The 24,239-nt window shown below is 43.8% G+C and carries 20 protein-coding genes; 11 read left to right on the forward strand and 9 right to left on the reverse strand.

The genetic code is table 11. From position 1 onward, the window contains the following. Positions 1-382: 382 nt before the first annotated feature. Positions 383-817, reverse strand: coding sequence for a hypothetical protein (locus B9N89_RS02815; RefSeq protein ID WP_132315587.1), 435 nt, complete (start codon positions 815-817; stop codon positions 383-385). An 843-nt stretch (positions 818-1,660) separates the two neighbouring features. Between B9N89_RS02815 and B9N89_RS02820 the strand changes: the two genes are divergently transcribed. The 7 genes from B9N89_RS02820 to B9N89_RS02845 all read left to right on the forward strand — a co-directional run bounded on the left by B9N89_RS02820 (position 1,661) and on the right by B9N89_RS02845 (position 9,325). Further along, positions 1,661-2,563, forward strand: a complete 903-nt coding sequence (locus tag B9N89_RS02820) for a hypothetical protein (protein WP_132315585.1) — start codon at positions 1,661-1,663, stop codon at positions 2,561-2,563. A 40-nt stretch (positions 2,564-2,603) separates the two neighbouring features. Further along, positions 2,604-3,152, forward strand: coding sequence for a hypothetical protein (locus B9N89_RS02825; protein ID WP_132315583.1), 549 nt, complete (start codon positions 2,604-2,606; stop codon positions 3,150-3,152). A gap of 123 nt (positions 3,153-3,275) precedes the next feature. Beyond that, positions 3,276-3,515: a hypothetical protein gene (locus tag B9N89_RS31195; protein ID WP_132315581.1), complete on the forward strand. Its 240-nt coding sequence runs from the start codon at positions 3,276-3,278 to the stop codon at positions 3,513-3,515. 165 nt (positions 3,516-3,680) lie between these two features. Further along, positions 3,681-4,649: a hypothetical protein gene (locus tag B9N89_RS02830; RefSeq protein ID WP_132315579.1), complete on the forward strand. Its 969-nt coding sequence runs from the start codon at positions 3,681-3,683 to the stop codon at positions 4,647-4,649. Positions 4,650-4,841: 192 nt separating this feature from the next. Beyond that, positions 4,842-5,927 (forward strand): hypothetical protein, encoded by a 1,086-nt coding sequence (locus B9N89_RS02835; protein ID WP_132315577.1) that lies wholly within the window; start codon positions 4,842-4,844, stop codon positions 5,925-5,927. A 402-nt stretch (positions 5,928-6,329) separates the two neighbouring features. Continuing rightward, entirely contained in the window at positions 6,330-6,983 is a 654-nt protein-coding gene (locus B9N89_RS02840; RefSeq protein WP_132315575.1) for a hypothetical protein, read from the forward strand. A 440-nt stretch (positions 6,984-7,423) separates the two neighbouring features. Continuing rightward, positions 7,424-9,325 (forward strand): collagenase, encoded by a 1,902-nt coding sequence (locus B9N89_RS02845; RefSeq protein WP_268808657.1) that lies wholly within the window; start codon positions 7,424-7,426, stop codon positions 9,323-9,325. A gap of 80 nt (positions 9,326-9,405) precedes the next feature. Here the strand turns inward: B9N89_RS02845 and B9N89_RS02850 are convergent, their stop codons facing one another. Beyond that, entirely contained in the window at positions 9,406-10,365 is a 960-nt protein-coding gene (locus B9N89_RS02850) for a hypothetical protein (protein ID WP_132315572.1), read from the reverse strand. Between the two features lie 517 nt (positions 10,366-10,882). Continuing rightward, positions 10,883-12,082, reverse strand: coding sequence for a hypothetical protein (locus B9N89_RS02855; protein ID WP_132315570.1), 1,200 nt, complete (start codon positions 12,080-12,082; stop codon positions 10,883-10,885). Positions 12,083-12,508: 426 nt separating this feature from the next. Between B9N89_RS02855 and B9N89_RS02860 the strand changes: the two genes are divergently transcribed. The 3 genes from B9N89_RS02860 (at position 12,509) to B9N89_RS02870 (ending at position 15,863) form a co-directional block, all read left to right on the forward strand. After that, positions 12,509-13,324, forward strand: coding sequence for a hypothetical protein (locus B9N89_RS02860; RefSeq protein WP_132315568.1), 816 nt, complete (start codon positions 12,509-12,511; stop codon positions 13,322-13,324). Positions 13,325-13,791: 467 nt separating this feature from the next. Then, the gene (locus tag B9N89_RS02865) at positions 13,792-14,274 is read left to right on the forward strand and encodes a hypothetical protein (RefSeq protein WP_132315566.1); all 483 of its coding nucleotides are present in this window, start codon (positions 13,792-13,794) and stop codon (positions 14,272-14,274) included. Between the two features lie 29 nt (positions 14,275-14,303). After that, positions 14,304-15,863 (forward strand): cation:proton antiporter, encoded by a 1,560-nt coding sequence (locus B9N89_RS02870; protein WP_132315564.1) that lies wholly within the window; start codon positions 14,304-14,306, stop codon positions 15,861-15,863. 41 nt (positions 15,864-15,904) lie between these two features. On the opposite strand, the gene B9N89_RS02875 is transcribed toward B9N89_RS02870, so the two are convergent. Continuing rightward, entirely contained in the window at positions 15,905-17,191 is a 1,287-nt protein-coding gene (locus B9N89_RS02875; protein WP_132315562.1) for a hypothetical protein, read from the reverse strand. After that, the gene (gene rlmN / locus B9N89_RS02880; RefSeq protein ID WP_132315560.1) at positions 17,188-18,267 is read right to left on the reverse strand and encodes a dual-specificity RNA methyltransferase RlmN; all 1,080 of its coding nucleotides are present in this window, start codon (positions 18,265-18,267) and stop codon (positions 17,188-17,190) included. Before rlmN ends, B9N89_RS02875 begins: the two co-directional genes overlap by 4 nt. Before the next feature lie 323 nt (positions 18,268-18,590). Between rlmN and B9N89_RS02885 the strand changes: the two genes are divergently transcribed. Next, entirely contained in the window at positions 18,591-19,676 is a 1,086-nt protein-coding gene (locus B9N89_RS02885) for a hypothetical protein (RefSeq protein ID WP_132315558.1), read from the forward strand. A gap of 10 nt (positions 19,677-19,686) precedes the next feature. On the opposite strand, the gene hemC is transcribed toward B9N89_RS02885, so the two are convergent. The 4 genes from hemC to B9N89_RS02905 form a co-directional block, all read right to left on the reverse strand. Beyond that, the gene (gene hemC, locus B9N89_RS02890; protein WP_132315556.1) at positions 19,687-20,676 is read right to left on the reverse strand and encodes a hydroxymethylbilane synthase; all 990 of its coding nucleotides are present in this window, start codon (positions 20,674-20,676) and stop codon (positions 19,687-19,689) included. Next, positions 20,673-21,998 carry a glutamyl-tRNA reductase gene (hemA, locus tag B9N89_RS02895; RefSeq protein ID WP_132315554.1) on the reverse strand — a complete coding sequence of 442 codons (1,326 nt, stop codon included), beginning with the start codon at positions 21,996-21,998 and terminating at the stop codon, positions 20,673-20,675. Before hemA ends, hemC begins: the two co-directional genes overlap by 4 nt. Before the next feature lie 11 nt (positions 21,999-22,009). Next, entirely contained in the window at positions 22,010-22,795 is a 786-nt protein-coding gene (gene ccsA / locus B9N89_RS02900) for a cytochrome c biogenesis protein CcsA (protein ID WP_132315552.1), read from the reverse strand. A gap of 98 nt (positions 22,796-22,893) precedes the next feature. Then, on the reverse strand, positions 22,894-24,210 hold the full coding sequence (locus tag B9N89_RS02905; RefSeq protein ID WP_132315550.1) for a dihydrolipoamide acetyltransferase family protein: 1,317 nt from the start codon (positions 24,208-24,210) through the stop codon (positions 22,894-22,896). Positions 24,211-24,239 lie beyond the last annotated feature (29 nt).

Genomic DNA, 24,239 nt, shown 5'->3' on the forward strand with positions numbered 1-24,239 from the left:
ACTATGTTTTCGGCTAGTTTGTAGACTTCTTGGATGTTTCTCAGTCTTTGAAGTTGATGTTTTGTTAAGGAAAGCACGTGCATCAGAGCAACCACCAATGAATAGCATCGATAGCATCGCCAGATTTATCAACATCATTCGAATCATCAATTTCTCCTCGGAGTGATTTATAGCATTTTTTTTCCGTTATCTTTGAAGCAAAAAGGTCTCCAAATATGGTGAGCCTCTTGCAATTCAATTAAAAAACTTGAGCCTCTTTACAGCTAGGTGTAAAGAGGCTCTTGCACGCTTTGAGAGGTTTTTTAGGGCCCTATGAAAGCCCTGATCTTTGATGAGGTTCCATCCTCCTCCTTTAAAAATTTCAAATTGGATATCCTGAGTACTAAGGCACTGAATCAGCTGTTGATCCCATACCTGATACGTTAAGGTCATATTCCTCTTTAAGAAGCTCAACACTTTCGCGGGTGGTTTGCAAAAATTCGACAAGATCTCCACTTGATTTGGCGATGACGCCGTCGATGGTCAATAAGGTCATTTCGAGAGCTTTCGAAATGTCTTCTGGCGTATTCGCAAGAACTTGAGGAGGAGTTTCGAAATTCTCTGTTCCAGAATCGACAGCAGACTCATTGGGATTATTACCCTCACGGTCGAGTAAATTGTCAATTCGATTAGCCTCTTTATTTTCCAACTCACCTTGCGATTCCGATCCTGATTCCTCTGCAGTAGAAGGTCTATTCTGAGTAACCTGATCCGAGCAAGCCACCAAGCTACTTCCCAAGAGAAGTGCTGTGAGGTTTACTACGATTAACTTATGCATAGCTCTTTCTCCATATTATGCCGTTACAAGGCATCAAGCAATTTGGTTGCCAACTCTATGGAGAATTGCATTCTGGCATAAATTCCCCACATAAGGGCCCATTCAAAGATAATTCTCGATGTTCGGGAATGTAGACGAACTAATAACCTCTAAATCAGATGGATGTCGTATCAAAACTAAAGTATGCAATGAGCTAGGGAAAAGCTTGCTAAGATATGCGACATTGCAGTATTGGCACCTACTATCTTACATCGTGACTATAATTATCGAAATCTAAAGAAAGAATTTTGAGAGTGAGTCTGACTTCAGGGAAGCGTTGTTCTTGATTTGAGAGCTCTGAAGGTTTATATACAAATATCATGCTCCAAATGGGAATAGATTCTGCAGATGTATTTATGCCTGATGGTAAAGTTCCCAGATCCCAAAGGACTACTTGGAAAATACCAACTACAAGATTCTGATTGCTAACCTTGCTTACTTTATATTCCCAAATTACCAAATATAATCAGCGATATATACCTCATAAGGCATTGCGCTACTCTTCTGAATGACATGACTAATTGTCTTACAAATACAAAGTTGAGTCTTATCTAGATAAAGCTCTCAATCGCGTCAAAACTCAAAAATTACTGTGTCCGGATTGATCGTTGGCCTTCATCACAGCTTGTGATCTAAATAAGAGACATTTTTGGAAATCCGAGAAAATTCAGGTATGGCCCTCCTCTTGCTCTATTTCATCTAGCAAATGTATCTTCATCAACTTGTCATCAATGAACTAGATTGATCAAAGTGCATAAGCATAAACCACTGGAAAAATGCTGTTTCCTAAGTTTGGAGAGAAAAATGAGATATCTAATAATGACAGCCAGTTTAATACTTTTGCAAACAAGTGCTTGCAATCAAGGAAGTCCTACGAACAATAATCCCAATAATAGTCAATCAGATTTTATAGCCATAGGAAACCAGGTCTGCTCATCTACAGATATCAATAATCGGGTTTGCTTCACGATGCCACAGTGTATCCAGGATACCACCGGTGATATTGTTCCATCATGTAACAATACTCTCCAGCAAAATACAGTGGTGGTCTCGACCGCTCAGCTATCGTGTGTTCAGCTGAACAACAGTTGGGTGTCCTCGTGTATCGATTCAAATGGTAGCCAAGCTCAAGCGGCGAATAGCCCCCCTTGTATGAGAACCACTTCGGGAATGCTTCCCTATTGCCCATCAACAAATGGGAATAATCAAGGAGTTAATACTCCCGTTCCTCTTCTAAATTCTGGATTTTGGCTATCGCCAACTGCAGAATCTTCGAATTCAGCGTTCTCCGGATGTCGCAGACTTTACGGGTTCAATCAAAGCAAAAATACAGGAGCGTCTATCTTGCGATGCAGCTTGAACGGAAGTCAGGCGTTTCATATTGAGAATGTTTTTAGGTTCACAGTAACGTCAAATGTCAATCAGGGTGTTCAAACGAGGCAGATTAGCTTCGTCTCTGTAGCAGCTTGCAGCCAGAGTATTGCACAAACAGGGCAACTAACGATTTCACCGAATAACGCTACTGGCAATCTAAACTCGCTTGTAATCAATGGTAGAACCTTTTCAGCTGATCAAGTCAGCAACAATCAGACTCTTGATTTGACGCCATATCAGCCGCTTGGTTGCCTAGACCTCCAGGAAGAGATTATCGATACAAATACTGGCAATGCTGTCAATGCCATTAATGCCTTTAGGCAGGCACTATAAGCTTTAGATCGATGGAAACCAAAAGAAAGGAAACGATAAGATGTCAAATATTGATCGAAAGAATGATCATGGTTTGGAGCGAAAATGGATCGCTAGGAGCCTAGCACTGAATGCTGCAGCAGAGAGGCTATTTGACTCCATGCAGGAGTCCGTTGATACCTATAGTCATGTTCTCGAGAAAGAAAATGGTTTTCTTGGAGTCTACACAGCAGATGTTATTCTATCGAGTCTTTTGTTATTAAATATCTCTGCAGAGAGTATTGTCAAGGCGAAGATTATCAAAGAAAAAAATGGCAAGAAGTCATTGAAAAAGTTTAGGTCTCGGCATGAGTCAGTGGTCAGCTACGCGAAGAAGGCAAAGATTACCCTCAGTCAGGAGGAGGAAGAGGTATTGAATAGCCTTCACAGCCTATCCAGTTGTGGTTTCTCTCCTGACATGGAGAAAAATGAGTCTCAAATCATAGGGCACATCGCATCTCACTACACGAAGATGGAGATGTACTTTACAACAGTTAGATCATTCTTGTTTCGAGTCTGTAGATTGATGGCATTTGAATTCAGATCGCCACTACCTGCGAGATTAGCTTAGAAGGAGTATGAGAATGGACTCCCCTGCCTTAGAGCGGGATGCAGCGCCATGATGGGCACTCCATTGGTTTCGCTCCTACTTGAGACGTGTCTCAAGTAGGAGCCTTTGAAAAGGATATAAATGATGGAAAGAACAAAGAGAAGACAGAGTGTAGAGCCATCGCCATTTACGATGTTTGAAAGAAACCTAATGGAACAAAATCGATTGGCGAACAAACGAGTCATGGCTGTTGTTGGGATTGCAGGAGCATGTATGATCGCTGCTCTGTTGGCTATCATTGAATCGATGGGGTCAATGAATAGTAATATAGAAGCGGTTTTTACGGTGAAAGATGCACCAACTAGGATAGAAAGGCTTAAGTGAAAAGTACTAGGACCCATTGAAGTGGAATTGCATAGTGATTTATCTTTCTACTAGAGGAAATGATCAGAGAGAATAGAGTATTTGACAATACTCCTGGAGATTTAGAAATCTGTTCTTAGGCGTATTAGTCTCCAGGACCTAAATATCTCAAGAGAAAGGGATCATATGAAAGTAGATCACGCAATCTTTATGGCTATCTATCTCATGGTGCTGAGTTGTTCAACCGCTGTTATATCAGATGGAAATTTTGAGGAAAATCAGACTAATCAAAAACCAGTTGAGTTAGAAACTGAAAGTGAAGAAGCATCTATTCCACAACCTGTAGCGGGTGCTTACCTTCGCTGTGAGTGGCGTCTGAAGACCAGTGAAGGTAAGCTCTCGTCGTGTAGCATTGAAGGAGAATCTGGGCAGGTATCTTCAGTTCCCAATCATTTGGAGTGGTTGGTGATTGACCAATATGGTGAGGTAGTGAATGGGGTGGATTTTCAAGATAATATCAATAAGTCACTCTCAGAAGTTCGCCTCTGGTTTACAAATTTACAAGTTGAGGATCTCAAAGATGGATTTATCATTTTATCTGACATTGAAGACTTAGATCCTTCAAGTGCTCCATTCAAGGTGAGAATTGGAGATATCCAAGAACAGCCACTCTTGCCTTGTAGCGATTCTTTAATGTTTGACGGCGGCTGTATCCCAATAGGTGCCGACCTTGTATATCGGCGAGCAGGAGTTGTATTTTCTAACTTTTTGATCTCTGGATCTAATAGGGATAGTTCAAAAATCAGCATCGCGAGTCAAGACGATGTACTTCAGGTTTCATTTGATTGGAGCATTGAAGGTGAGCTATCAGATCAAACATGTTCGGATTGTCAAACATTCTTTGTGTATGGCTATTTGCAAGTCAATGCCAATGACGAAAACGTGAAAAATGAAAAGATCGGGTGTGTGGATGCTGGCTTTCGAGATATCGGTCAGTCCTCCAGTGTAACGTTTGAAGTCGTCGTGCCCAACGTATCATTAGGCACAAGACTTCTTTTTAAGGCTCCTCAGGTTGCATTCGTAGAATCATGTGATCTCGCCATCCTCAATTTTGCGAGCGGTCAGGATGAGTTCGGTCAAGTAATCATAAACTAGTGCTTAGTCACATTGAATTCTCGGCTAGGCGTCGAGGAATGATTGAGGAGATAGTACTCCCGTACAGCGACGATTGAGAGACGAAGACAACAACGCCGAGAATTCAATGTGACTAAGCACTAGAGACAATATTGAGAAGAGTGATGTCGAGGGCAAACAAGCAGATATATATCAACCTAGTCGAGGTGTTTGATGAAAGAGAAAATATTTTTTGTTTGTATAAGTTTACTCAATGCGTGTTCCAACGCCAGTTTTACAAACAAAGACACATCAAAAAGAACAGGCGAACCCCAAAGGGTTGAAGGGGCTCCCGAGGTGCGTAATCCTCAAAGCCAGCCTACAACCATGCCGCCTGTTAGCATTGATGCTGCAGGATGGCCACTTGATTTTCTTGAAGCATCTTGCATTTTGAAGGATGGGACATTGCGAACAATTAGGGACGATGACGATAATCAAAGCGCAGGCAACAGCTGTTTTCTCGTTGATCCAAGCATCGATGAGCTGTCAGGAATGACAAGTAGCTACTTCTCGGACGGAATGGTTTGGGTTCATAATGACTCTGGCCCTTCAACAAGCCTTTTTGCTTTGAATCTAAAGGGAGAGCTACTGGCTACTTTAAACTCGGATACTATTTCCAACCTAGATTGGGAAGATATTGACACCTACTACTCGGTTCAGCTACAGAAGCCTTTTATATATCTAGGCGACATAGGTGATGGAGGAAAAAATCCAGGTCAAGTATTTATCTACATTATTGAAGAACCATTGATTAACACAGCGAATCTAGGCCAAGTAGTAAGTAGTCGTAATGTAAGAAGGATTACACTGAATTACAACAGCGGCGAAGTCTATGACTTTGAGTCGCTATTTGTGGACCCATCAAATGGCGATGTCTATCTTTTTAGAAAGGGAGCACCTGAGCTATACGTTGCTTTAGGATCTGATATTTTGGCATCTGATAGTGTTCCTCTGAGACAGGCTATAGCTAGTGGTAATTGGACAAGGGTGCCTTCAGCAGCCGATATATCGCCTCTGCGTAATGAGATTATTATAAGAGATGAGACTCAAGCTTTTCTTTATACGATCCAGAATGGAGAACCAGTAGCATTGGCCTTATCAAGGAATCCTATAATTATCAACCTAGCTTTTGAGTTTAATGGTGAAGCTATATCATATAGTCGAGATGGAAGAGACTTTTATACTGCCAGTGAGAACAAGGATAGTAGTCTAATCTCGCAACCTATACTCGTCTACTCAAGAAACCTATTGATGCCGTAAGGCAATCCCTCAGTGTATTTGGTGTTGGTATATCAGCCTACTCTTTGCAGAGCAGGCTGATATCTTGTTATTTTAACGATAAACTTGATTGAACGAATCAAATCATCGAATTTCATAGTAGATTTCGAGACATGTATCGACATGGATCATTTTCTCTATGCTGCGATGGACATATTACGAATCTATACAATGATACTCTACTAATTCTATAAATTTGAGCGAAATACGCTCAAAATTGAAAATATTCTATATCTGATCCACTCATAGATCACTTCTAAAGACTACAGAGTCAGCGACTTCATCCTACGAAAAGCAGCTGCTTATGAGTTAAATGCTACATCGCATTATATGGTCTTAAATTTGCTTTTAGAGAGAGAAGGTTAATCACAGCAAGGAGAAATTATGTTAAGCCGATGGATCGTTCTAATCATAAGCGCACTATCACTACAGGGGTGTCTCACTTACAAATGGAAAGTCGTAGGTGTACACGATAGCTTGTTTCAACCGTACAAAGTTCCTAGATTTATAGACGTGTCCGAAACAGCAAAGCCCAATCACTTCGTTTTTAAAAACAACAGCCAGTCGACGGTGTTTATCTCCCATAGAAACTCTGTTGCAATTGCGAACGGTCGATCATATCGATTGATTTCAGGGCGTATGAATGTGAACCACCGCGATATGGAGTCGCCAGATATACCCATTGCAGCTGGAACCTCCATTGAAGTAAGTTTTTATTCAGATGATCGAAGCTTCACTAAACTAGTGAATGAGGATCAGCAGATAGTTGACTATCGGGTATTTCTTAAGACACCACGGAAAAGCTACAGTATGTCCCTTCGGAGCGTTGGGAGCACTGAAACCTTTATCACATCTGACGCAAATGACAATGATTCCAATCTATGCTATCTGACGGAAGTATTCTTCTATGGGTATTGCTGGTTTGTAAGCCCCGACGAGGCAGATGAAAGCATGGCCAGGATGAAAGCACAATCAATGTATGGAGATCAAGTCGATGTGATTTATCAGGAGAGAAACGGCTTTTTAGACGATCTATGAGCTTCTAGCTTGGCTGATGTTGGTGACAAGCTCAGTTAGATAATCTAGCTCTAAGAAATTCCTATGCTCATCCGCTCGGATAGCATGGCCTGATGGGGGTTCAGGTCATGTGTCTTTCTCCCTCCTCCCCCGACCGCCTCTAAGAATCATTGGGTTTAGTTAAGTCAACCTAAATATAGCTTTGTTCAATATGTTTTGTCTTATTTCCTGTGTTATTAGCTATTCGAACCCTCAATACCACTAGGATTATAAAAATGAGAATAGTTATTATGGCGGCAGTCAGTTTACTGACAGCTTTTCCAGGTGAGTTACCTGCTTTGAATTCTAATTCTTCAATCGATACCCTGCCTCCAAAAGCAATAAATCCAATTCGACAGTTATCCCCGTACCAAGTAGATGATCGATCAAGAGCGGAAAGGAGTACCTACAGATATTTCTTGATGAAAAATAAGCCTAACCGGGTAGTTCTATCTGAGGCTACCACTTACTCCATATCAACTAAGCCCATACCTTGTTCAGATCCAAAGGAACTACTCGACCTACATGGAGACAGTTTGGTCGATAAAGTAGTAAAGGGTGATCTCAAATCCTGTATCTACGGATTGTATGACGCCAGCTTAGTTGGTTCGGGACATTTCACCGATAAAAAACTTCAAACGATTGTTGAAGCTATCAACCAATATCTCATAAGCTTTGATGGTACCGACGAGTCAGGAGCAGTGGAGGTAGAAAAGCTAGTGTCCTATTTGAGAGCTGCTCATTGGTCCGAATCATCCGCAGGGAGTCAAAGAAAGTTTACAGATGATTACATGTCAGAGTTGCTACAATTATTTGATGGGTACTTTAAAGGAAGCCATTTCATCAAGTTTACTGGTGAATCATCGCGAAACTTCATGCTACGTTATGAGATTTTAGTCCTATTAAATAGTTCCCAGACGGATCGTCTGCAATTCATGCCTAGAATTAGTGAAGCTTTGCTAGGCTATGCTCGAACAGTAGATCATAGTGATAAGGGTGTTGTTCCCTATGAAGAAAGGGGAGTTACTCAGCTACTAACACAGTACTTCTACTCAGTGAACTTTGAGGAGTCGAAATTCGAACGTTTGCTCCTTAAAGACCCAGCAATCATTTTCAATCTTAGAGACTTTGTTCTTCATGAAGGGGTATGGTTGGTTGGTAGGAGCCGAGAGTATCATTGGGCAGACGCGGTAAATGAGCTTGGTCGACTTCTAAAGTTTCATGGCGTTATTGCGAATATCGTTCGACCAGCACTTAAAGAAGTACTTACTAGCTATAGTTTTGGCGGACAAGGGTCTCTAGGTTGGCTCAATGCACAAAATATGGTTCGTCAGTACGATTCACAGAATTGTGCAGACTATGGAGATGTTTGTGACTTTGATCTGGAATCGGAGATTCTTTCTGAGAGCTTTAAATGTAGCGATTCGGTCAAAGTTCGGTTCCAACCGCCCTTAGATCTGAAAAATATGAAGCAAACATGTACGCAATTGGAGAAAGAGAAGCTAGTGTTTGACGCCCGGTTTAAAAGCCCTAACCCTGTACAGAATGACTATAATAATGATCTGGAGGTTGTGGTTTTTAAATCTCCGAAAGATTATCGACTCTACGGCGCTCTCCTCTTTAATATCAATACGGACAACGGCGGGATGTATTTAGAAGGAGATCCTTTTGATAGGAGTAATCAGGCCCGCTTTATCGCCTATCAAGCCACCTGGCTGCCAGACTTTGCAATTTGGAATCTAGAGCATGAGTACATTCACTATTTGGATGCTCGGTATAATCTATGGGGTAGTTTTAGTGATCAGCCTGCGAACGTTGTATGGTGGACCGAAGGCTTGGCAGAGTATCTCTCAAAAGGTAATCAAAACCCTGAGGCCTTGGAACTAGCCTCTGATAAGACGTATTCACTGGGGGACTTATTTCAAACAACGTATTCAAATGGTGATACTGACAGAATCTATCATTGGGGGTACTTGGCAACCAGATTTATGTTCGAGCGTCATAGAGAGAGTATTGAAATAGACCTTCTTCCTACGCTACGCTCGCCAAAATATCCGGTATCAGACGAAATTTGTCCTTTCAATTGGGGTTGGCGTCAAAAGACAGTAGCTATCGAAAATAATTGGTTATGGCGGTACGATGATAGTGAACGTGGCAAGGGATTTTGGGTCTGGACCTGTGGTCAAAGTAGTAAAGATATCGAGCCAGTTCCCCATTATACCCCTTATGGAGAGATTATTCGAAGCTTTACGGAATCCTTTGACGATGAATTTTTTGAGTGGATTGATATTCTCCTTAGTAAGCAAGACCAAGTATCCCACTAGAGGGTTCAGACTTGTCTTGGATATCGGTGGCTATATTAGGCACTAGCCATATGGCTAGTGCCTAATATAGGGAAGATCAGTTACTCAGTACCACTCATTGCCGTGATACTAAAAGCTTGGGATATCGTGTTGTTGCAAAGTTCGAAACTTAACAAATTGTTGCCATTAATTTCGATAGCTGTCAAACAAAGACCATCGCGAGACTTTATTAGCCAAGAACCAACCTCTCCTGACGACTCGATTGATAGCTCACTATTTGCACCTGCAGCTTGGCAGTCAGCCTCCTGTAAAGCCAGGAAGGTTGTATCAGATACAGTTACTTCAGTTTGAACCTGACAAGCGTTTGAATCAACATAGACAAGGTTGAGCTTCTTATTGAGCCCTTCGATTTTATTAAATTGAAAGCGGTCGATGACAGCTGCCTGACAGGCAACGGGTAGTAGAATCCCAGCTAAATCGTCGTCACCTAAAGATGCGCACTCTTTGGTAGCCCTCGACTCGATTGTCAATGGTACATCAATCAAGGAAAATGTTTGAGCATTCTGTCCCAGAACCCGAGGGCTATTAGACGCAGCACGATTTAGAGCCACAGGAGAAACCAGCAAGTCTCCATTAGAGCCGTAGACTGACAATTGAGTTCCATCGAGCAAATCCAAGATGGTCTCGGGGTTGTCGCCCTGGAATGAAATCTTTTGCTGAAACGAGTCGCTTAGTGGAAGTTCTTCTGATTTGACTATCAAAGAGTCATCGGTGTCCACAATCCATTTATACTTCTTGCTGCGAATCTCCTCGGCAGTTAACTGCTTATGATCTACTTTACAGTGAACTGTAGCTGCTGCAGATTGTTGAGTAGGCAATGAAACATACTGACATTGTGCAAAGTATCCTGGAATTCCCTCTGATTCTTCACTAGGACGATCAATATCACTATAACTTTTGGAAGGGTCGCTCGAAACGCCCAAATTTTTATCCATACAGCCTATTTGAATGGAAAATACTATAATTCCCAAACCAAAAGATTTCAGTGCTAGTGTCTTCAATGCGTCTCCTCCCCATTTGTAGGACATGTTAATATCTCAAACTCATTTATATTAAGCCAAGCAATATAGGCTCCAGGGGAGATCTCTTCGAATTGCCACATGATTTTTGGGCGATACACTATAAGGGTCAAGGTGCGAGTGGGGCTTGGTTTGGCCAAGAACTTTCAATAAAAATAAGAGTTTACGCTGCTTTATGGGGTAACATCTAGTTATTAAAGGAGATTTATATGTATCGAAGAGTTTCTAGGAAAAATAGGGAGGTTGGAAATTTCAAGACTTCTGTAAGTAATAGTAACAAATGAAATAATTGAGTTGGTGAAGTCAGATGTAGATTGCGCTAAAGGCTAGACAGATACTAGTGCTTAGTCACATTGGATTCTCGGCTAGGCGTCGAGGAATGATTGAGGAGATAGTACTCCCGTACAGCGACGATTGAGAGACGAAGACAACAACGCCGAGGATTCAATGTGACTAAGCACTAGTAGCAAAATCGCTGCAATCTGTAGTCCAAGAAAAATTAGGTTTTGCTTTTGCCTTCGAAAGTGCTGTCAGCAATGTCTGACAAGACTCCGAGAACGTCCCGGTACTCTCCTCCAACTAGTCTCATACACGATGATTGATATTCTGCGAAGGCGAGTTGAGCAAGTGCATACGATTTGCTTCGTAAGAGCCAGCGGCAGGCTCCTGCCCAAAGTAGTAGTTGCTTGTCTATGTTGAAAAGAAGTTGGCTATTTGCCAAAGTATCTCCAAGATCCTCAATTCTCTTATTTAAGGGTAGTTCATAATCATAGCAAGATTGTAGAACAATCACACTTTTATACAAGGTATCAAGTTTACCTAATCTCATGCTTTTTTTTCGTTTAAGCTGGCTTAGTTTTGGCATCCGATCCAGAAGCTTCTTGCTTTGATGGGCCATGATCCACAGGCAGCACTCTAGTTGGTAGATCGGTTGATCGTGGTTTTTTCCTTTTCGGATGCTAGCGAGCATTTCATTGGCATTGCCAGAGCTGGTCAATTCCCTACAGATTCTCTCCCATTCCAATTCAATTTCAAATCCATCGGAAGTATCTTCTTCCTCAGATACTTTAGTGGAAAGTTTTTCTGATTCACCTATCCGTCCCATGAGTCGCAGAACCCGAATTTGGTTCATAAAACATTGCATTTTAAGGTGGCCAGTGATTCCCATATTTTCAGCAATTTGAAAGTCTCGCAATGCGATCCAGCCGTAACCCAAGCGAAACGCACGGTTCGCCATTGAATATACTTGATAGCCCTCACCACCTGGAGAGTTTTTTCCAGCGACGTTCATAGCAAGTTGCTGATGCCAGGCAGCATGCCAGTGCTGGCCCATTCGTCGATATATCTGACTTCTTACGATTTCTATTTCTGCTAGTAAAAGGGCTTTGATCGAGTTACCTGGCTTCACTCCAGATGCTCTAAGAAGGTTATTTAAGTACTTGATTGTTTGATTTATCCGGGTTGGTGGGAGGTGGTCGTATCTTTCGTGCAACACAAGGGAGGACATCAAGTAAACGAATATTTTTAGGTAGTCCCCTGCAGTTTGACTTTCTTCCAACTCAGAGATTCTTTGGTCAATATAGTCTTGTCTTAGCTGACAGCCGTGGTCTTCTGAAATTTTTTCCAATTCAGATCGAATCTGCATTTTTGTATCGTTAATGAGATTCAGGTTCCAGTTTTCCGAAATAGTTCGGGTCATAGGATTTCCAAAATTTTAGAAGTCTTTCATACTACTCGGTACTTTCATCAGATATATGAGCACCGCCTTCATCTATTACCTAAAGGAAAATTATCTCGCGACATCAGTCACTAGTGAAGTGTCTTATCCGAAATTTCGTGCGAATCCAGCTCATTACCTTTCTTCTAACAATACTGATAAGTCACCATATGACATGTGTGTATCGCAACACACAAGAAGCTCTGTAATCTTCATCTTCTGTTGCAGTCTACGTTAAAATTCATCATAAGGTGCAAACCATTCTTGAAGCGACTCTTCGATCTGTGGGATTAACTAAGTAAATAAGATTCTTTCGAAAATGTGAGTCCTGATTCGCTAGGTTATTCGTGGCATTCATCTTGCTCACTATACACCTGCAACCTGAGTTTAAATCAAAGGGCGATTCAGATGAAACCAATGCTAGTGATAAGTTGCATCTTATTTTTATTAGGAGGCTTAATCGATGCTCAAGCCTTCATTCGAGAGAAGCACAAAAGACATGGGAAGCATAAGAAGCATAGTCAACATCAGAGTCATCATGGTCATCATGGTCATCATGGTCATCATGGTCATCATGGTCATCATGGTCATCATGGAAGTGAATACGAACTCAGCCTATTAAGAATCATCTTTGAAAATAAGTCGGCTGAAAAGTTTGTTGAAGAAGAAGGTGGTGAGCCAGCTACAGAGGAGATTGGCGAGAATCCGTTTGCATTCAATCAACAATCAAAAATTGGCCTTGGTGGTCGATTGAATATCGAGTTTGCCCACCATTGGACAGCCTTTGTGGGAGCTAGCGTATTAAAGACAAGCTTAACGAGTTCAGAACTAACGAACCAGTTTACAGATTATGAACTATCTGGTGGGCTATCATACACATTCAAGAAGATGGCCAAGCGGATTTATCCTTATGGAATCATGGAAGTAGCCCAGGTTAAAAAAACTGGCTTGGTATCTTCGAGTATTTTTGAAATTGAAGAAGGGCTGGAGTATGCCCTCGGTATAGGTGTTAAGATTAAGATAAGCCCGAGATTCTTCCTGGAGATAGAGAATAAAGTCATCAAAAAATTCTTGTTTGGCAAAACAAGAGAGGTGAAAAGCGAAATCGACGAGCAAGGACGCGTGATTCAAGTCGTCGAGGGGCGAATCGCAGAAACTAATCTAGACTTAGATACCTCTGTAGATTTTAGTAATACCACGATAGGCTTTGGTGTAAAGCTCTAGTCAATATCCTCAGTATCCGCAATGTTCCCTCCCCAAAAGCTCCAGTTGATCTGGAGCTTTTCTTTATTGTATTCATCATCATTTAGTTCAAAGTTTTATAGATTAGAAGTCTGAAGATTAGACTTGGAATATTATTATAAGTTGAAGCAGTGGGATAGACGGATCTCGACCTTATACAAGGAAGAAATTTGCCTGCTATAACTACACTCAGGACATATACCGCTACAATCAAATAGCAAAACCTCCCAGAGACGTGTTCTATTTGCTCTATGAGGATATTGTAAGATCCCTGTTTTCAATCGCTGCTAGCTGTCCCTAGCCCGATTTAGATCGCGCTCTAGATAGGCTTGATGCAAACATAGGCCCTTACGGTTCTCAAAATTTACCAAAAAGAATTTTGCAAATTCAATCAAGAGTGGAACAACCCTTGCTTTTATTGAGGCTGAACTATCATTAGGAGTGACCCAATGAACCCAGCATCTTTTTTTAGTAAAGTGATCCCATCGAAGAAATATTCTTTTTTGTCCGATTTGTCATTGAAGCAGATCTCCCATCATATTTCACAAGTTAATGCTGGTGGGGCTTTGCGAGGCAGCCTTTCGGGAAGGAATTTTCGGCTTTCTGAGCAAATATCTGATATTGGGATTTTTAGGCTCGTGTTTCAAGGATGTCTTAGAGAAGAGAATGAAACTGTAGCAGTGAAGGCACAGGCGAGTTTTGGAGCGAAGACTAAATCTGTGATGATGCTAATTGTTGGGGGGATATCTATCTGGATGGCTCATACTCTTCTACTAATGGTCCGGTCGATTATCAATGGTAGTCCTGATTTGAAGCTTGTAACGCTAATTCTAGCGGGCGTTTTTATGTTCCAGGCCGTCAAGCAAGTATCTCTCCTCGGCTGGAATGCTTGTCTTACTCAATCTGAAGGTGCATTTCTAGAAATATTTTAGATCCGAACGACAAATAGGAGAAAGATCTTATGACGCCGACGCTAGCGTTACTCATTATATTAGCTGTCGCAGTTACTGTAGCAGTTGTAAGCCAAAAATATAATTTATCATACACCGTAGCACTCGTGATAGTAGGTGCCGCGCTATCAATCGTTAAATATAAATTTTTTCCAGAATTTGATGTCGGTATTCATCTATCTCATGAGCTTCTTTTTGATGTTCTACTACCGATCCTAATCTTCGAGGCAGCATTCCATCTGAAATTTAAGCCCTTTTTTGCCAATCTCAAGTGGATTTTGAATCTGGCCGGTACAGGGCTTCTTATTGGTATTGCTCTTTGTACAGCACTTATATTCTATGGCTGTGCTGTGTTTGGGATTCATATATCGATCGGTACAGCTCTTTTGATTAGTACAATTGTTTCAGCAACAGACCCCGTTGGTGTTATCTCACTGTTGCGAGCAACTCAGGCTCCTCATAAGTTGGCTGTTCTTATGGAAGGGGAAAGTCTGCTAAACGACGGACTTGCCGTCGTTTTAGGAACTATCGTATTTATTCTTTTAGGCTTTGATCATCACGCATCCCTATCAGTGCCTTGGCTAGTAAAGTTCGTCTTGTTGGAAATAGGAGGTTCGATTTTATTAGGTGGAGGAATTGGCTTTGTCATTTCAGAACTGATGAACGAATCTAAAGATAACTTGGTTCTCATATCTTTCATTTCAATTGCTGCATTCGGAAGTTTCTTGATCGCGGAGGAGATTCATTCCTCAGGTGTTTTGTCATGTCTTACTTGTGGAATGGTCGTTGGTAATATGGGAGCTGAAAGAAACCTAAGTGCATCGTCCAAGTTGGCTGTTCTAGCGTTTCTTGACTACGCAGCATTCGCAGCTAATTCTATAATCTTTCTTCTTATTGGCTTAGACCTGGAGATACAACAGCTTCCCAATGACTTAGGAGCAATTCTGATTACTTGGGTCGCGATGTTGATCGCTCGATTCTTTTTCGTCTGGCAAATTGATATCTGGCTACCAGGTATGCCCAAGGGGTATGTACCAGTTATAGCCTGGGGTGGCGTTCGTGGTGGTATTGCTATGGTTCTAGCTTTAAGTATTCCTCAGGAGTTTGGTTTTAGAGACTTGGCCGTTCACTGCATATTTGGTGCCTCCTTGCTAACGATCCTCATCCAATCAACAACGATGAAATCAGTACTAGGAAAGTATGGCCTGGTAAAAGAGAAGAAGCAGCTGCAGGTGATCGACGTTATCAAAGGAAAGTTGAGTTCTCTTCAGTCTGCCAGATATCATCTAGAAAAGCAGTTTAAGCTCGGTGCTATCTCTGATGAAGTCTACAACCAGTTTTCTCAGGAACTCGCCTACGAAGGTCAGAAGATCGAGAAATGGAAAGATAAGACTGAATCGCTTCGAAAGCAAGCAGAAGAAGAGGAAGCTCGCCTTATAAAGAAACAACTACTAGAGGTTCGAAAGGAAAACATACTGAGTGCTGCGTCTCATGGAAGTCTCGAACAAGAAATCGCTGAAAAGCTGATTGCTGAAATTGATGAAGAGATTCATCATCTCAATGATCATTGACCCTAGAGATTCGGCGGATAGTCCGGTGCTGGCTTCGTTTGCTAAACTTGATGGGCAATCCTGAGGTAGCTTGTAGAAGCGATACGCCCCAGAACGAGACTAGCACTTGCGATTACCGCCCCAGGGTAGCTACTTAGGAAGATGCCCAGGCAGAGTGCAAGAGCGATACTGCTGAGTTCGATTGCTGATGCCCAAGTTACTGGGCTAGTAATTTTACGATGAATCAAAATAGATCGTTGCCAACAAAGAAGCAGTGAAGTGGCAGGAGTTAAGATCGAAATCATAAGTGGGAGTTTTGCGAAAGACGCAAGCTCAGGTCTTAGCCCCGAAACGCCTTCGAACCATAGTGTTGATAAGGGAGTAAAAGCGAGGATTACAAGCAATACCGTCAACGAAGCAGAGATTCCGTAAGCAAAAAACTTGAGAATCTTGCGATTCTCTTCATCTTCACCCAGTAACGTGATAATCACTTCTTGGAAAGAAAGAGGAATCGCCCTGAAAAAGAATACTAAACTGTTTACAACTGGAATCACAGCCAGTGACTCTAAAGGAAAGGCGGCCTTACCCATGGCGAAGGTGACAAGAGGTTGAACGGTGAGTCCAATCATAGCAGTAAGGGCTAGGGGGTAATAGAAGCGAATAATGGCGGGCATCGCAAGTGAATCTAGATCATCGTCAGCGATCCTCAAGAGGTTGTTAACCCTTTGCCTAGCGGCAAGCCGAACAAAGAGACCTTCAGCGGTGACGCCAGCGCTTAGAGCCAATGTACCAACCGCTGCACCTGGTAGGATTTCGCCTTGGAAACCGGCGAAGGCAGTCGCACTCATAGCAGCGAGTCGGATGATTGTTCCTACGGCTACTCGCTTATTGTTCTTATTGGAAATCAAAATACCTTGGTAGAATCGTCGGTAACCGATCATCCCAGGCCAGGCGAGCATGCAAACCATGGCGGGGAGTACTAGGGCTCGCACGTCTTCATTTAGACCAAGGAGGCTCGTAGTCCAAAACTTGAAAGCTGGTGGTATCAACATCAGCATCATTAGTAAGGTGCAGCAGGAACTAACCGCGATATTGAAACGTCTCAGTTGGTGATAGCTATCTTTGCCTTTTACTAAGCGTGCTGATGCTGCCATCATCATGATGACTGGAGCTTCCATGAGAAGGCCAATGGCGAATGTAACCCCGAATGCAGCCAGGTTATAATCGGGCTGTTCCATGCGAGCAATGATCGCTGCAATATAGGGACCTTCGGCTGCCATCATAAACCAGGTGGAGGCAAGCGGTAGCCACGACTTCAAAATCGCAGCTGAGCCAAGACTTTGGTTCATGATCCCTCAACCAGGCGACGGCGATCGGGAGCTTGGTCTAACTCATCTCGGTGCTTAGCAGCCAGCTGACCGCAGGCAGCGGAGACGTCTAGACCTTTTGAGTAGCGGACCGGCGCTGGTATGGATCGGTCGCTGAGGTATTGTTGAAAATTTCGGATCTCATCGCCTGTTGGTCGCTGATAGGGCAACCCTGGATGAGAGTTAAACGGGATGAGGTTGACCTTTGCCCGGAGGCCGTGAATAAATTTAACAAGCTCCTTGGCTTCCCGCTGACCACAGTTTTTCTGATTGATCAGAATATATTCCATTGTAATTTTACGGTTGGTCTCTTTTTGGTAGTATAGAAGAGCTTCTTTTAACTTGCTTAGGTTATACTTGCGATTGATAGGCATGATGCTGGTGCGCAAGTCGTCCCTGGATGCATGAAGGGACAGCGCAAGGGACGCTTTGGTTTCGTGCGCCATCTGCTTGATGCGTGGGACGATCCCAGAGGTTGATATTGTGACATGACGCGCTGCTAAGTTGAATTCGCTTTCAGCAATCATCATGTTGGCAGCACCAACGGCGTTATCGTAGTTGTCGAGGGGCTCCCCCATGCCCATAAATACGACGTGAGAAATCTTCTTTTCTTCGTCTTTGAGGAAGAGGTTCGCGAGATAGAGTTGGGCGAGAATCTCGTACTTTTGCAAGTGAGCAACGAATCCGAGTTTACCGGTTTGGCAAAAGTCGCAGGCGAGTTTACATCCCACTTGGCTTGAAACACAGAGACTTGTACGGCCTTCGTAGCGAAGGATGACTGTCTCAATGGATCGGCCTTGCTGATTGCGAAGCAAAAGTTTGGTGCTACCGTCGTCGGAGGAGATCTTACTAATCACTTCAGGCAAGGACCAGTCTAGCTTTAAAAACAGCTCATCTCGCAAGCCTTTAGAAAGATTGCTCATCTCTTCTGGTGATCGGACATTTTTTTTGTAGATCCAGTCCGCGATCTGCCCGGCTCTAAACTTGGGTTGACCCCAGCTTACCATGAGGTCTTGATAGTCTTGTCGGGTCAGAGATAAAAAGTGCTGTTTTTCCATGTTCCTGCCTAATTTGACATGGTTATCGGAACACTAGTTATAACGTTCTCTGGTGAAATGTCAAAGACATATTCCAGTCGGCTCGTAAACGCTCTGTTTAATCTTTAATTCTCGAATCTTAGAACGATTTTAAAGAAACATTCTTGCAATATTAAAACGTTCCCAAATCCCATAGTAATACTCTTGTAAACCACCGTATAATTAGCGTATAGAGGAAAAATCCTGCTTGATCTTACCGGGTCAAATAGCTAAGTGGCAAAAATTCGTGCAATGACGCCCAACTTTCATTGGCGAGGGATCCTATAATCAAAGGAGTCAATACTATGCGTTTATTCGTTCTTTTTTTCGCTGTCCTTATGAGTCAATATAGCTTAAGTGAGGAGTTTGCTGAACATCCTGTAGACATCAGTCCTCAAGCCCTCCGAGCATCCTATGCTACCGATCAATCTGGCTTTCGGATCGCTCTTGAAAACAATGTTTTTTACAAGGCAACTGCCAATGCTGTGACAGAGTTCTTCGATCCTAGCAGACCAACCTTGGTTTATTTTCATGGCTGGCGCTTGAACAATCGAGATCGTGGTGAAACCGTTAATTTCAATCACGTTTTGCTACCAGAAAATGCGGTTAACATGTGGCGCAGGGCAGGCTGGAATGTAGTTTACTACAACTGGATTCAGTACGCTGACGATCAAAACTTTCTAAGAGCGGAGTGCCGTATCTGGTCGGCTACCTGTAGCAATCGAAATATCACCTGGCTCGATGCGGAAGGCAAGCTTAACTATCTCGACGAACCAGAGTCGTTGTCGGCTCGCATTGCTGATGAGTGGATGGCTGCATTTGGCACGCGCTTGGATATGAATCAAGAACTTCGGTTTCTGGGCCACAGCCTCGGGACTCAGCTTGCCATCGCAGTTGCGGATGAACTTTTGAAAAACTACGATGTAGCCATCGATCGCCTTGCTCTAACGGATCTTACCAGCTCTGTCATCGGTAAGCGCTTTTTGAATGGCGAATGGGTTGGGCGGCGAGCTTTTGAAATTGCGGAAGATTTGATCCAAGCTGGTACGGCTATCGAAAACTACCGCTGCTGGCAAGTCTCACGTACCTTTCCTCTGGATCAAAATATTCCTTTTGATCAGTTGGTGTTGACGATTGAGCGTAAGCTGGATTTTACTGCTGGTGGATTGATAGATTTCTCGGCGCAGGATGCTCAGCACCGAGCCTGCTTTCTTACCTACTTTTGGTCCATAGAGCAGGGTCCGAGTGATGACAATCTAGAAACCTTTACCGGAGCTTCGGTGGGTACGGATGTGGTTCGAGCCAACCATGGGCGCCTATTGAAGCAGATTTCAGGCGAGAGTTCTCAGACTGAGAACCCTAACGATGACCAGTACGAAATTGCTAATTGAAATCTAAGGCTTAAGTGAGGGTGCCCAAGTCGGGCACTTCGACTTCAATGGCCTTGAGTATCGGTTCAAGGCCCATTTTAGTAAGCCCAGCAACGGCTTCGTCAACAATCATCTCACCATTTAGATCGAGAATATTTTTATCATAAGTCTGATAGGACCGGGCTTCATTGCCCTTGTAATCCAGCACCAAGGATCGTACCACAGTAGCATTCATCATCGATGAAATGTGAGCACCGAACGGCATGGTGCAGTCTCCACCCAGTCGCTCTAGGATTTTACGCTCCAAAGTCGCACATCGGTGAGTGATTGGGTCCTTGAGCTTGCCTATTTGGTTAATCAAAGGGTGATCCTCGCGACACTCTATGGCCAAAGCTCCCTGAGCGGCACAGGGCACATACCATTCTGGGTCGATGAAGCAGTGGTGAACGTCAACAATATTAAGGCGTTCCAAGGATGCAGCGGCGAGTATCAATGCGTCCCAGTCTCCCTCCATCAGCTTGCGAAGGCGCGTATCCACATTGCCACGCACCGCTTCGAGTTTGATATCTGGGCTTGTGCCGCGGAACAGAGATTGTCGTCTTAAGCTGGAGGTGGCAATGGTCACAGGACCCATATCCTGAAAGTGGTCCTTGCTTAATACCTGGTCTTTGATATCGAACCTGGAGAAGCTCTCTGGCTTAAAAACAATGGCATCACAGGGGTTGTGGCGCTTTAAGATGGCTGGCAACGCAAAAGGAGCTGGAGTTACAGCCGGAAGGTCTTTTAGGCTATGAACGGCTATATCGACTTCTCCGTCTAGCATCGCCTGTTCAAGTTCCTTGACAAAGACCCCTTTGCCTCCCATTTCGTGAAGAAATCGATCCTGGACCCTATCTCCGTGAGTTTTGATGATCTTTAGTTCGGTTTTGAGCCCTAAATCTTGGAGCAGGGACGATACAAAGTTCGCTTGCCAAAGAGCAAGCTTACTCCCACGAGTGGCTATCTTAATGAGTTCAGTCATGACTTATCTTTATCCTTTGATAGAGGAAAGAGTGTGAGAAGTGATTCGGCCAAGTCTTCTGCATAGACACCTTCAGGAGGGTGGCGCACATTCCGGCTTGCATCGCCTGACATTTTGTTAGCAATTGATTTTAGAAGCATGTCGATCGATTGTCGCTGCTCATCGCTCAATGATTGCAAAGGCCCCTTGCTTAGGGACTTGTTTTTTTCCTGTTCGAAAAGAGTGTCCATGTAGTTTCTAAAGCCAGCGAGGGCTGGCTTTAGTTTCTGGCTACCCATCCATACCAAGAAGTTTTCAGCATTCTCTTGGATAATAGTCTTACCTTTTTCGGCAGCCTTGCGCCGTTCTTCGAAGTTTTCTCCCACCACTTGCTTGAGGTCGTCGATATCGAAGAGGTAAACATCATCTAAGTCGCTGCATTTGGGGTCTAAATCCCGAGGAAGTGCTATATCAACCATAAAGGTAGATCTGCCGTCTCTAATTTGCTGGGAACGCTCTACATGCTCTTTAGTCAAAATAAAGTCATGAGCTGCCGTTGAGCTGATGACGATGTCACAGGTGGGTAGGATTTCATGGAGGTCCTCCCAACCATAGGCATTGCCAAAGCCTAGCTCGTTGACCAGCCGCTCCGCATTTTTTAAGGTGCGATTTACCACGGACAGCGACTTGGGCTTGTATTTAATCGCATATTTAGCGGCGACTTCAGCCATCTCCCCAGCGCCAATGATTAGCACATGATAGTCCTTAATATGACCATAGACTCGATTGGCCAAGTCGATCGCAGCGTGGCTGATCGATACGGGGCGCTTAGAAATGTCGGTCTTGCTACGTACTTTTTTAGAGGAAGAAAAAGACTCCTGAGTCAACCTCTTCAAAATAGGACCCAATGTTCCCTTGGCCTGAGCAGCGTTTGTAGCATCTTTGAATTGGCCAGTAATCTGGGTTTCCCCAAGCACTAAGGAGTCAAGGCCTGAAGCGACTGAAAAAGCATGCTGGGCCGCATCCATGTTCAAAAATTGGTAGCAGTGATTTTTGATCTCTATTTCCAGCTCTTTTTTTGGATTTGGGCTAAATCGCTGCAGATCTACAAACAGGTCGATCAAATGCTTAGAATCAACCTCGCTACGATCGAGAACTCCGTAGACTTCGAGGCGGTTGCAGGTGGATAGCACCATCACCTCGCGGATGCCATGCACTTCCATGACTTTGGGCAAGGACGCATCGATCTCGTCTCGCTCTAGGTACAGCGTTTCACGAAAATCTAAGCCCGCTGACTCATGATTGGTGCCGACACAAAACAGCACCGGAAGTTTATCACTCAATGTTGCTGTTCCTAATTCGTTAGGAGTCCAAAAAAACCGAGAGCCATAATGCCGAAGCCAACAAAGGTCATCAAAGCAACTTTCTTGGCTGCAATCTTAAAAACGTTCTTTGCCAGTAGGGTTAAAAGGTACCAGGTCCACACCAAAAGCGCCCAGACAACCTTACTTGTAATTTCTGTTTCACTTCCCGAGTAAAATTGGGTCCAAACAGCACCGAGCACGAGGCCAGTGGTGAGAAAGATAAACCCTGCCCAGAGGCAAAATAAAAGGGCCTTCTCTAATGTACTGATACTCAATGTTGAGCCAAGTAGGCGATGAAGCTGCTTCTTCTTCATGGCTCGCTGTTGAACGATAAATAATATTGCAATTGCCATCGCTAGAATGGCAAAGGCTTGGCCTGTGACGCTAGTATAAATGTGGAATGCTAGCAAACCCTGAGGCCCCTGTTGAGGTGCACTATGGGGGGATGCTGTGAGCAAATGAATGAGTGTAATTAGGGTAATAATAGGAGCTATAAATGTGCCTGCTGTTTGAATCCGGAACAGCATCTGAGCCAGCAGTGTGATCCATGCTACGATCGTGATCAATAGAAAGCCACTTGCCACGTTGTGTATACCTTGCTCGATAGACATGATGGAAACATGGGTCATAAGAAATGTGGCGAATATAAACAGACTATAAGCGATCTTATTAAGCAGCTTCTTATGCTTTTCCGTTGAGAAGGCATGTAGGTAGCAGCCAGAAGCAATGGCAAATGAGACGAGTGATGTAACAATCGAAAAATGGCTTGGATTCATGACAGGCCTCGTGATTCACAGTAGGGACCTTAACGGCTTTGGCAAACGTCTGTCAGTACTATTGTATAGCATCTTTGTGGGAAAAAGTCGCCCCTCCATCACAGAGGAGGGGTGTCATAGTTTTCAAGTGCCTCTTTCATAGCTGCCAAATATTTGGCGCCGACCTCGCCATCGATGACTCGATGATCGAAAGTCAAACTTGCCATCATCTGAGGCCGGATGGCGATCATATCATCGACAACTACGGGGCGTTTGACAATGGTTCCGACCCCTAGAATGGCTACCTGAGGCTGGTTGATGATAGGATTCGAAGTTAAGCTACCGTAGCCCCCTGGGTTGGTGATTGAGAACGTGCCTCCCTGAACTTCGTCTGGCTTTAACTTTTTCGACCGTGCCCTAACTACCAAATCGTTGAGCCGTCTGGCAATCCCGAGTAAGCTAAGTTCCCCGGCCTTTTTAATCACAGGAACGATCAAGCCGCCATCGAGAGCCACAGCACAGCCAATGTTGATGTCTTTCTTAAGAAGGAGGTCGTAGCCATCCAGTGAGCTGTTCACGATGGGAAACTTCTTCACTGCTTCAACTGCAGCATGAATCAGGAATGGAGTGTAGGTAAGTTTGAAGCCTTCTTCCTTAAAAAATCGATCCTTATAAGCCTCTCTCATACGAACGACTTTATGCATGTCCATTTCGAAAACGGTCGTTACATGAGGGGATGTGCGTACTGATTCGACCATATGATCGGCGATTAGACATCTCATCCGAGACATGGGCTGGCGCTGCACCTCTACGCCTTCTAGGTATTCTCGACCCTGATCATCAGTGCTAGTGCTGAGGCCGGGGTGAGCCATAGCAGTGTCAGCAGGGACTGCCGCTGGTACGGGAGTGCTGCTTTTTTGAGTAGGCACTGCGGCAGGAGCCGATTGCTGCTCTTGATGGGCTAGGACATCTTTCTTTGTAATTCGGCCGTGGAGGCCCGTACCGACCACTTGAGCCAGGTCAATACCTTGCTCTTGAGCGATTTTTCGCACCAATGGTGAGCTTTTGATATTGCTTTGGTCGGCAGAGGTCGCCGCCGCTGGATTACTCGAAGCTGTGACATTGCTAGGGGTTGGAGAACTTGTCACGGCTTGAGCTTGTTGTCCCCCAGTGCTTTGCCTAACTGATTCATCTCTATCATCAGCAATAATACCTAGCACCTGGTTGACTTCGACCGTATCGCCCTCTTTGACAGATGCTTGAATAAGAAAGCCGTCTGCTGGAGCAGGAATCTCGGTATCGACCTTATCAGTCGAAACCTCAAGGAGGGGAGCATCTTTTTGCACCCGATCGCCCACCTGCACCAACCAACTGGATACTGTAGCTTCGTTGACTCCCTCGCCCATCAAGGGAAGGAGTACCTCCGTTGTTGCCATATCTGCCCTCCGATAAGTCTGCCCGAATA

Origin of the sequence: Pseudobacteriovorax antillogorgiicola (genome assembly GCF_900177345.1) — a bacterium.
In the GTDB taxonomy this organism is placed as follows: domain Bacteria; phylum Bdellovibrionota_B; class Oligoflexia; order Oligoflexales; family Oligoflexaceae; genus Pseudobacteriovorax; species Pseudobacteriovorax antillogorgiicola.

Coding starts and splice junctions, on each gene's coding strand:
- B9N89_RS02815 (WP_132315587.1), bottom strand. CDS start 817: ATGCATAAGTTAATCGTAGTAAACCTCACAGCACTTCTCTTGGGAAGT.
- B9N89_RS02820 (WP_132315585.1), top strand. CDS start 1,661: ATGAGATATCTAATAATGACAGCCAGTTTAATACTTTTGCAAACAAGT.
- B9N89_RS02825 (WP_132315583.1), top strand. CDS start 2,604: ATGTCAAATATTGATCGAAAGAATGATCATGGTTTGGAGCGAAAATGG.
- B9N89_RS31195 (WP_132315581.1), top strand. CDS start 3,276: ATGGAAAGAACAAAGAGAAGACAGAGTGTAGAGCCATCGCCATTTACG.
- B9N89_RS02830 (WP_132315579.1), top strand. CDS start 3,681: ATGAAAGTAGATCACGCAATCTTTATGGCTATCTATCTCATGGTGCTG.
- B9N89_RS02835 (WP_132315577.1), top strand. CDS start 4,842: ATGAAAGAGAAAATATTTTTTGTTTGTATAAGTTTACTCAATGCGTGT.
- B9N89_RS02840 (WP_132315575.1), top strand. CDS start 6,330: ATGTTAAGCCGATGGATCGTTCTAATCATAAGCGCACTATCACTACAG.
- B9N89_RS02845 (WP_268808657.1), top strand. CDS start 7,424: ATGAAAAATAAGCCTAACCGGGTAGTTCTATCTGAGGCTACCACTTAC.
- B9N89_RS02855 (WP_132315570.1), bottom strand. CDS start 12,082: ATGACCCGAACTATTTCGGAAAACTGGAACCTGAATCTCATTAACGAT.
- B9N89_RS02860 (WP_132315568.1), top strand. CDS start 12,509: ATGAAACCAATGCTAGTGATAAGTTGCATCTTATTTTTATTAGGAGGC.
- B9N89_RS02865 (WP_132315566.1), top strand. CDS start 13,792: ATGAACCCAGCATCTTTTTTTAGTAAAGTGATCCCATCGAAGAAATAT.
- B9N89_RS02870 (WP_132315564.1), top strand. CDS start 14,304: ATGACGCCGACGCTAGCGTTACTCATTATATTAGCTGTCGCAGTTACT.
- B9N89_RS02875 (WP_132315562.1), bottom strand. CDS start 17,191: ATGAACCAAAGTCTTGGCTCAGCTGCGATTTTGAAGTCGTGGCTACCG.
- rlmN (WP_132315560.1), bottom strand. CDS start 18,267: ATGGAAAAACAGCACTTTTTATCTCTGACCCGACAAGACTATCAAGAC.
- B9N89_RS02885 (WP_132315558.1), top strand. CDS start 18,591: ATGCGTTTATTCGTTCTTTTTTTCGCTGTCCTTATGAGTCAATATAGC.
- hemC (WP_132315556.1), bottom strand. CDS start 20,676: ATGACTGAACTCATTAAGATAGCCACTCGTGGGAGTAAGCTTGCTCTT.
- ccsA (WP_132315552.1), bottom strand. CDS start 22,795: ATGAATCCAAGCCATTTTTCGATTGTTACATCACTCGTCTCATTTGCC.
- B9N89_RS02905 (WP_132315550.1), bottom strand. CDS start 24,210: ATGGCAACAACGGAGGTACTCCTTCCCTTGATGGGCGAGGGAGTCAAC.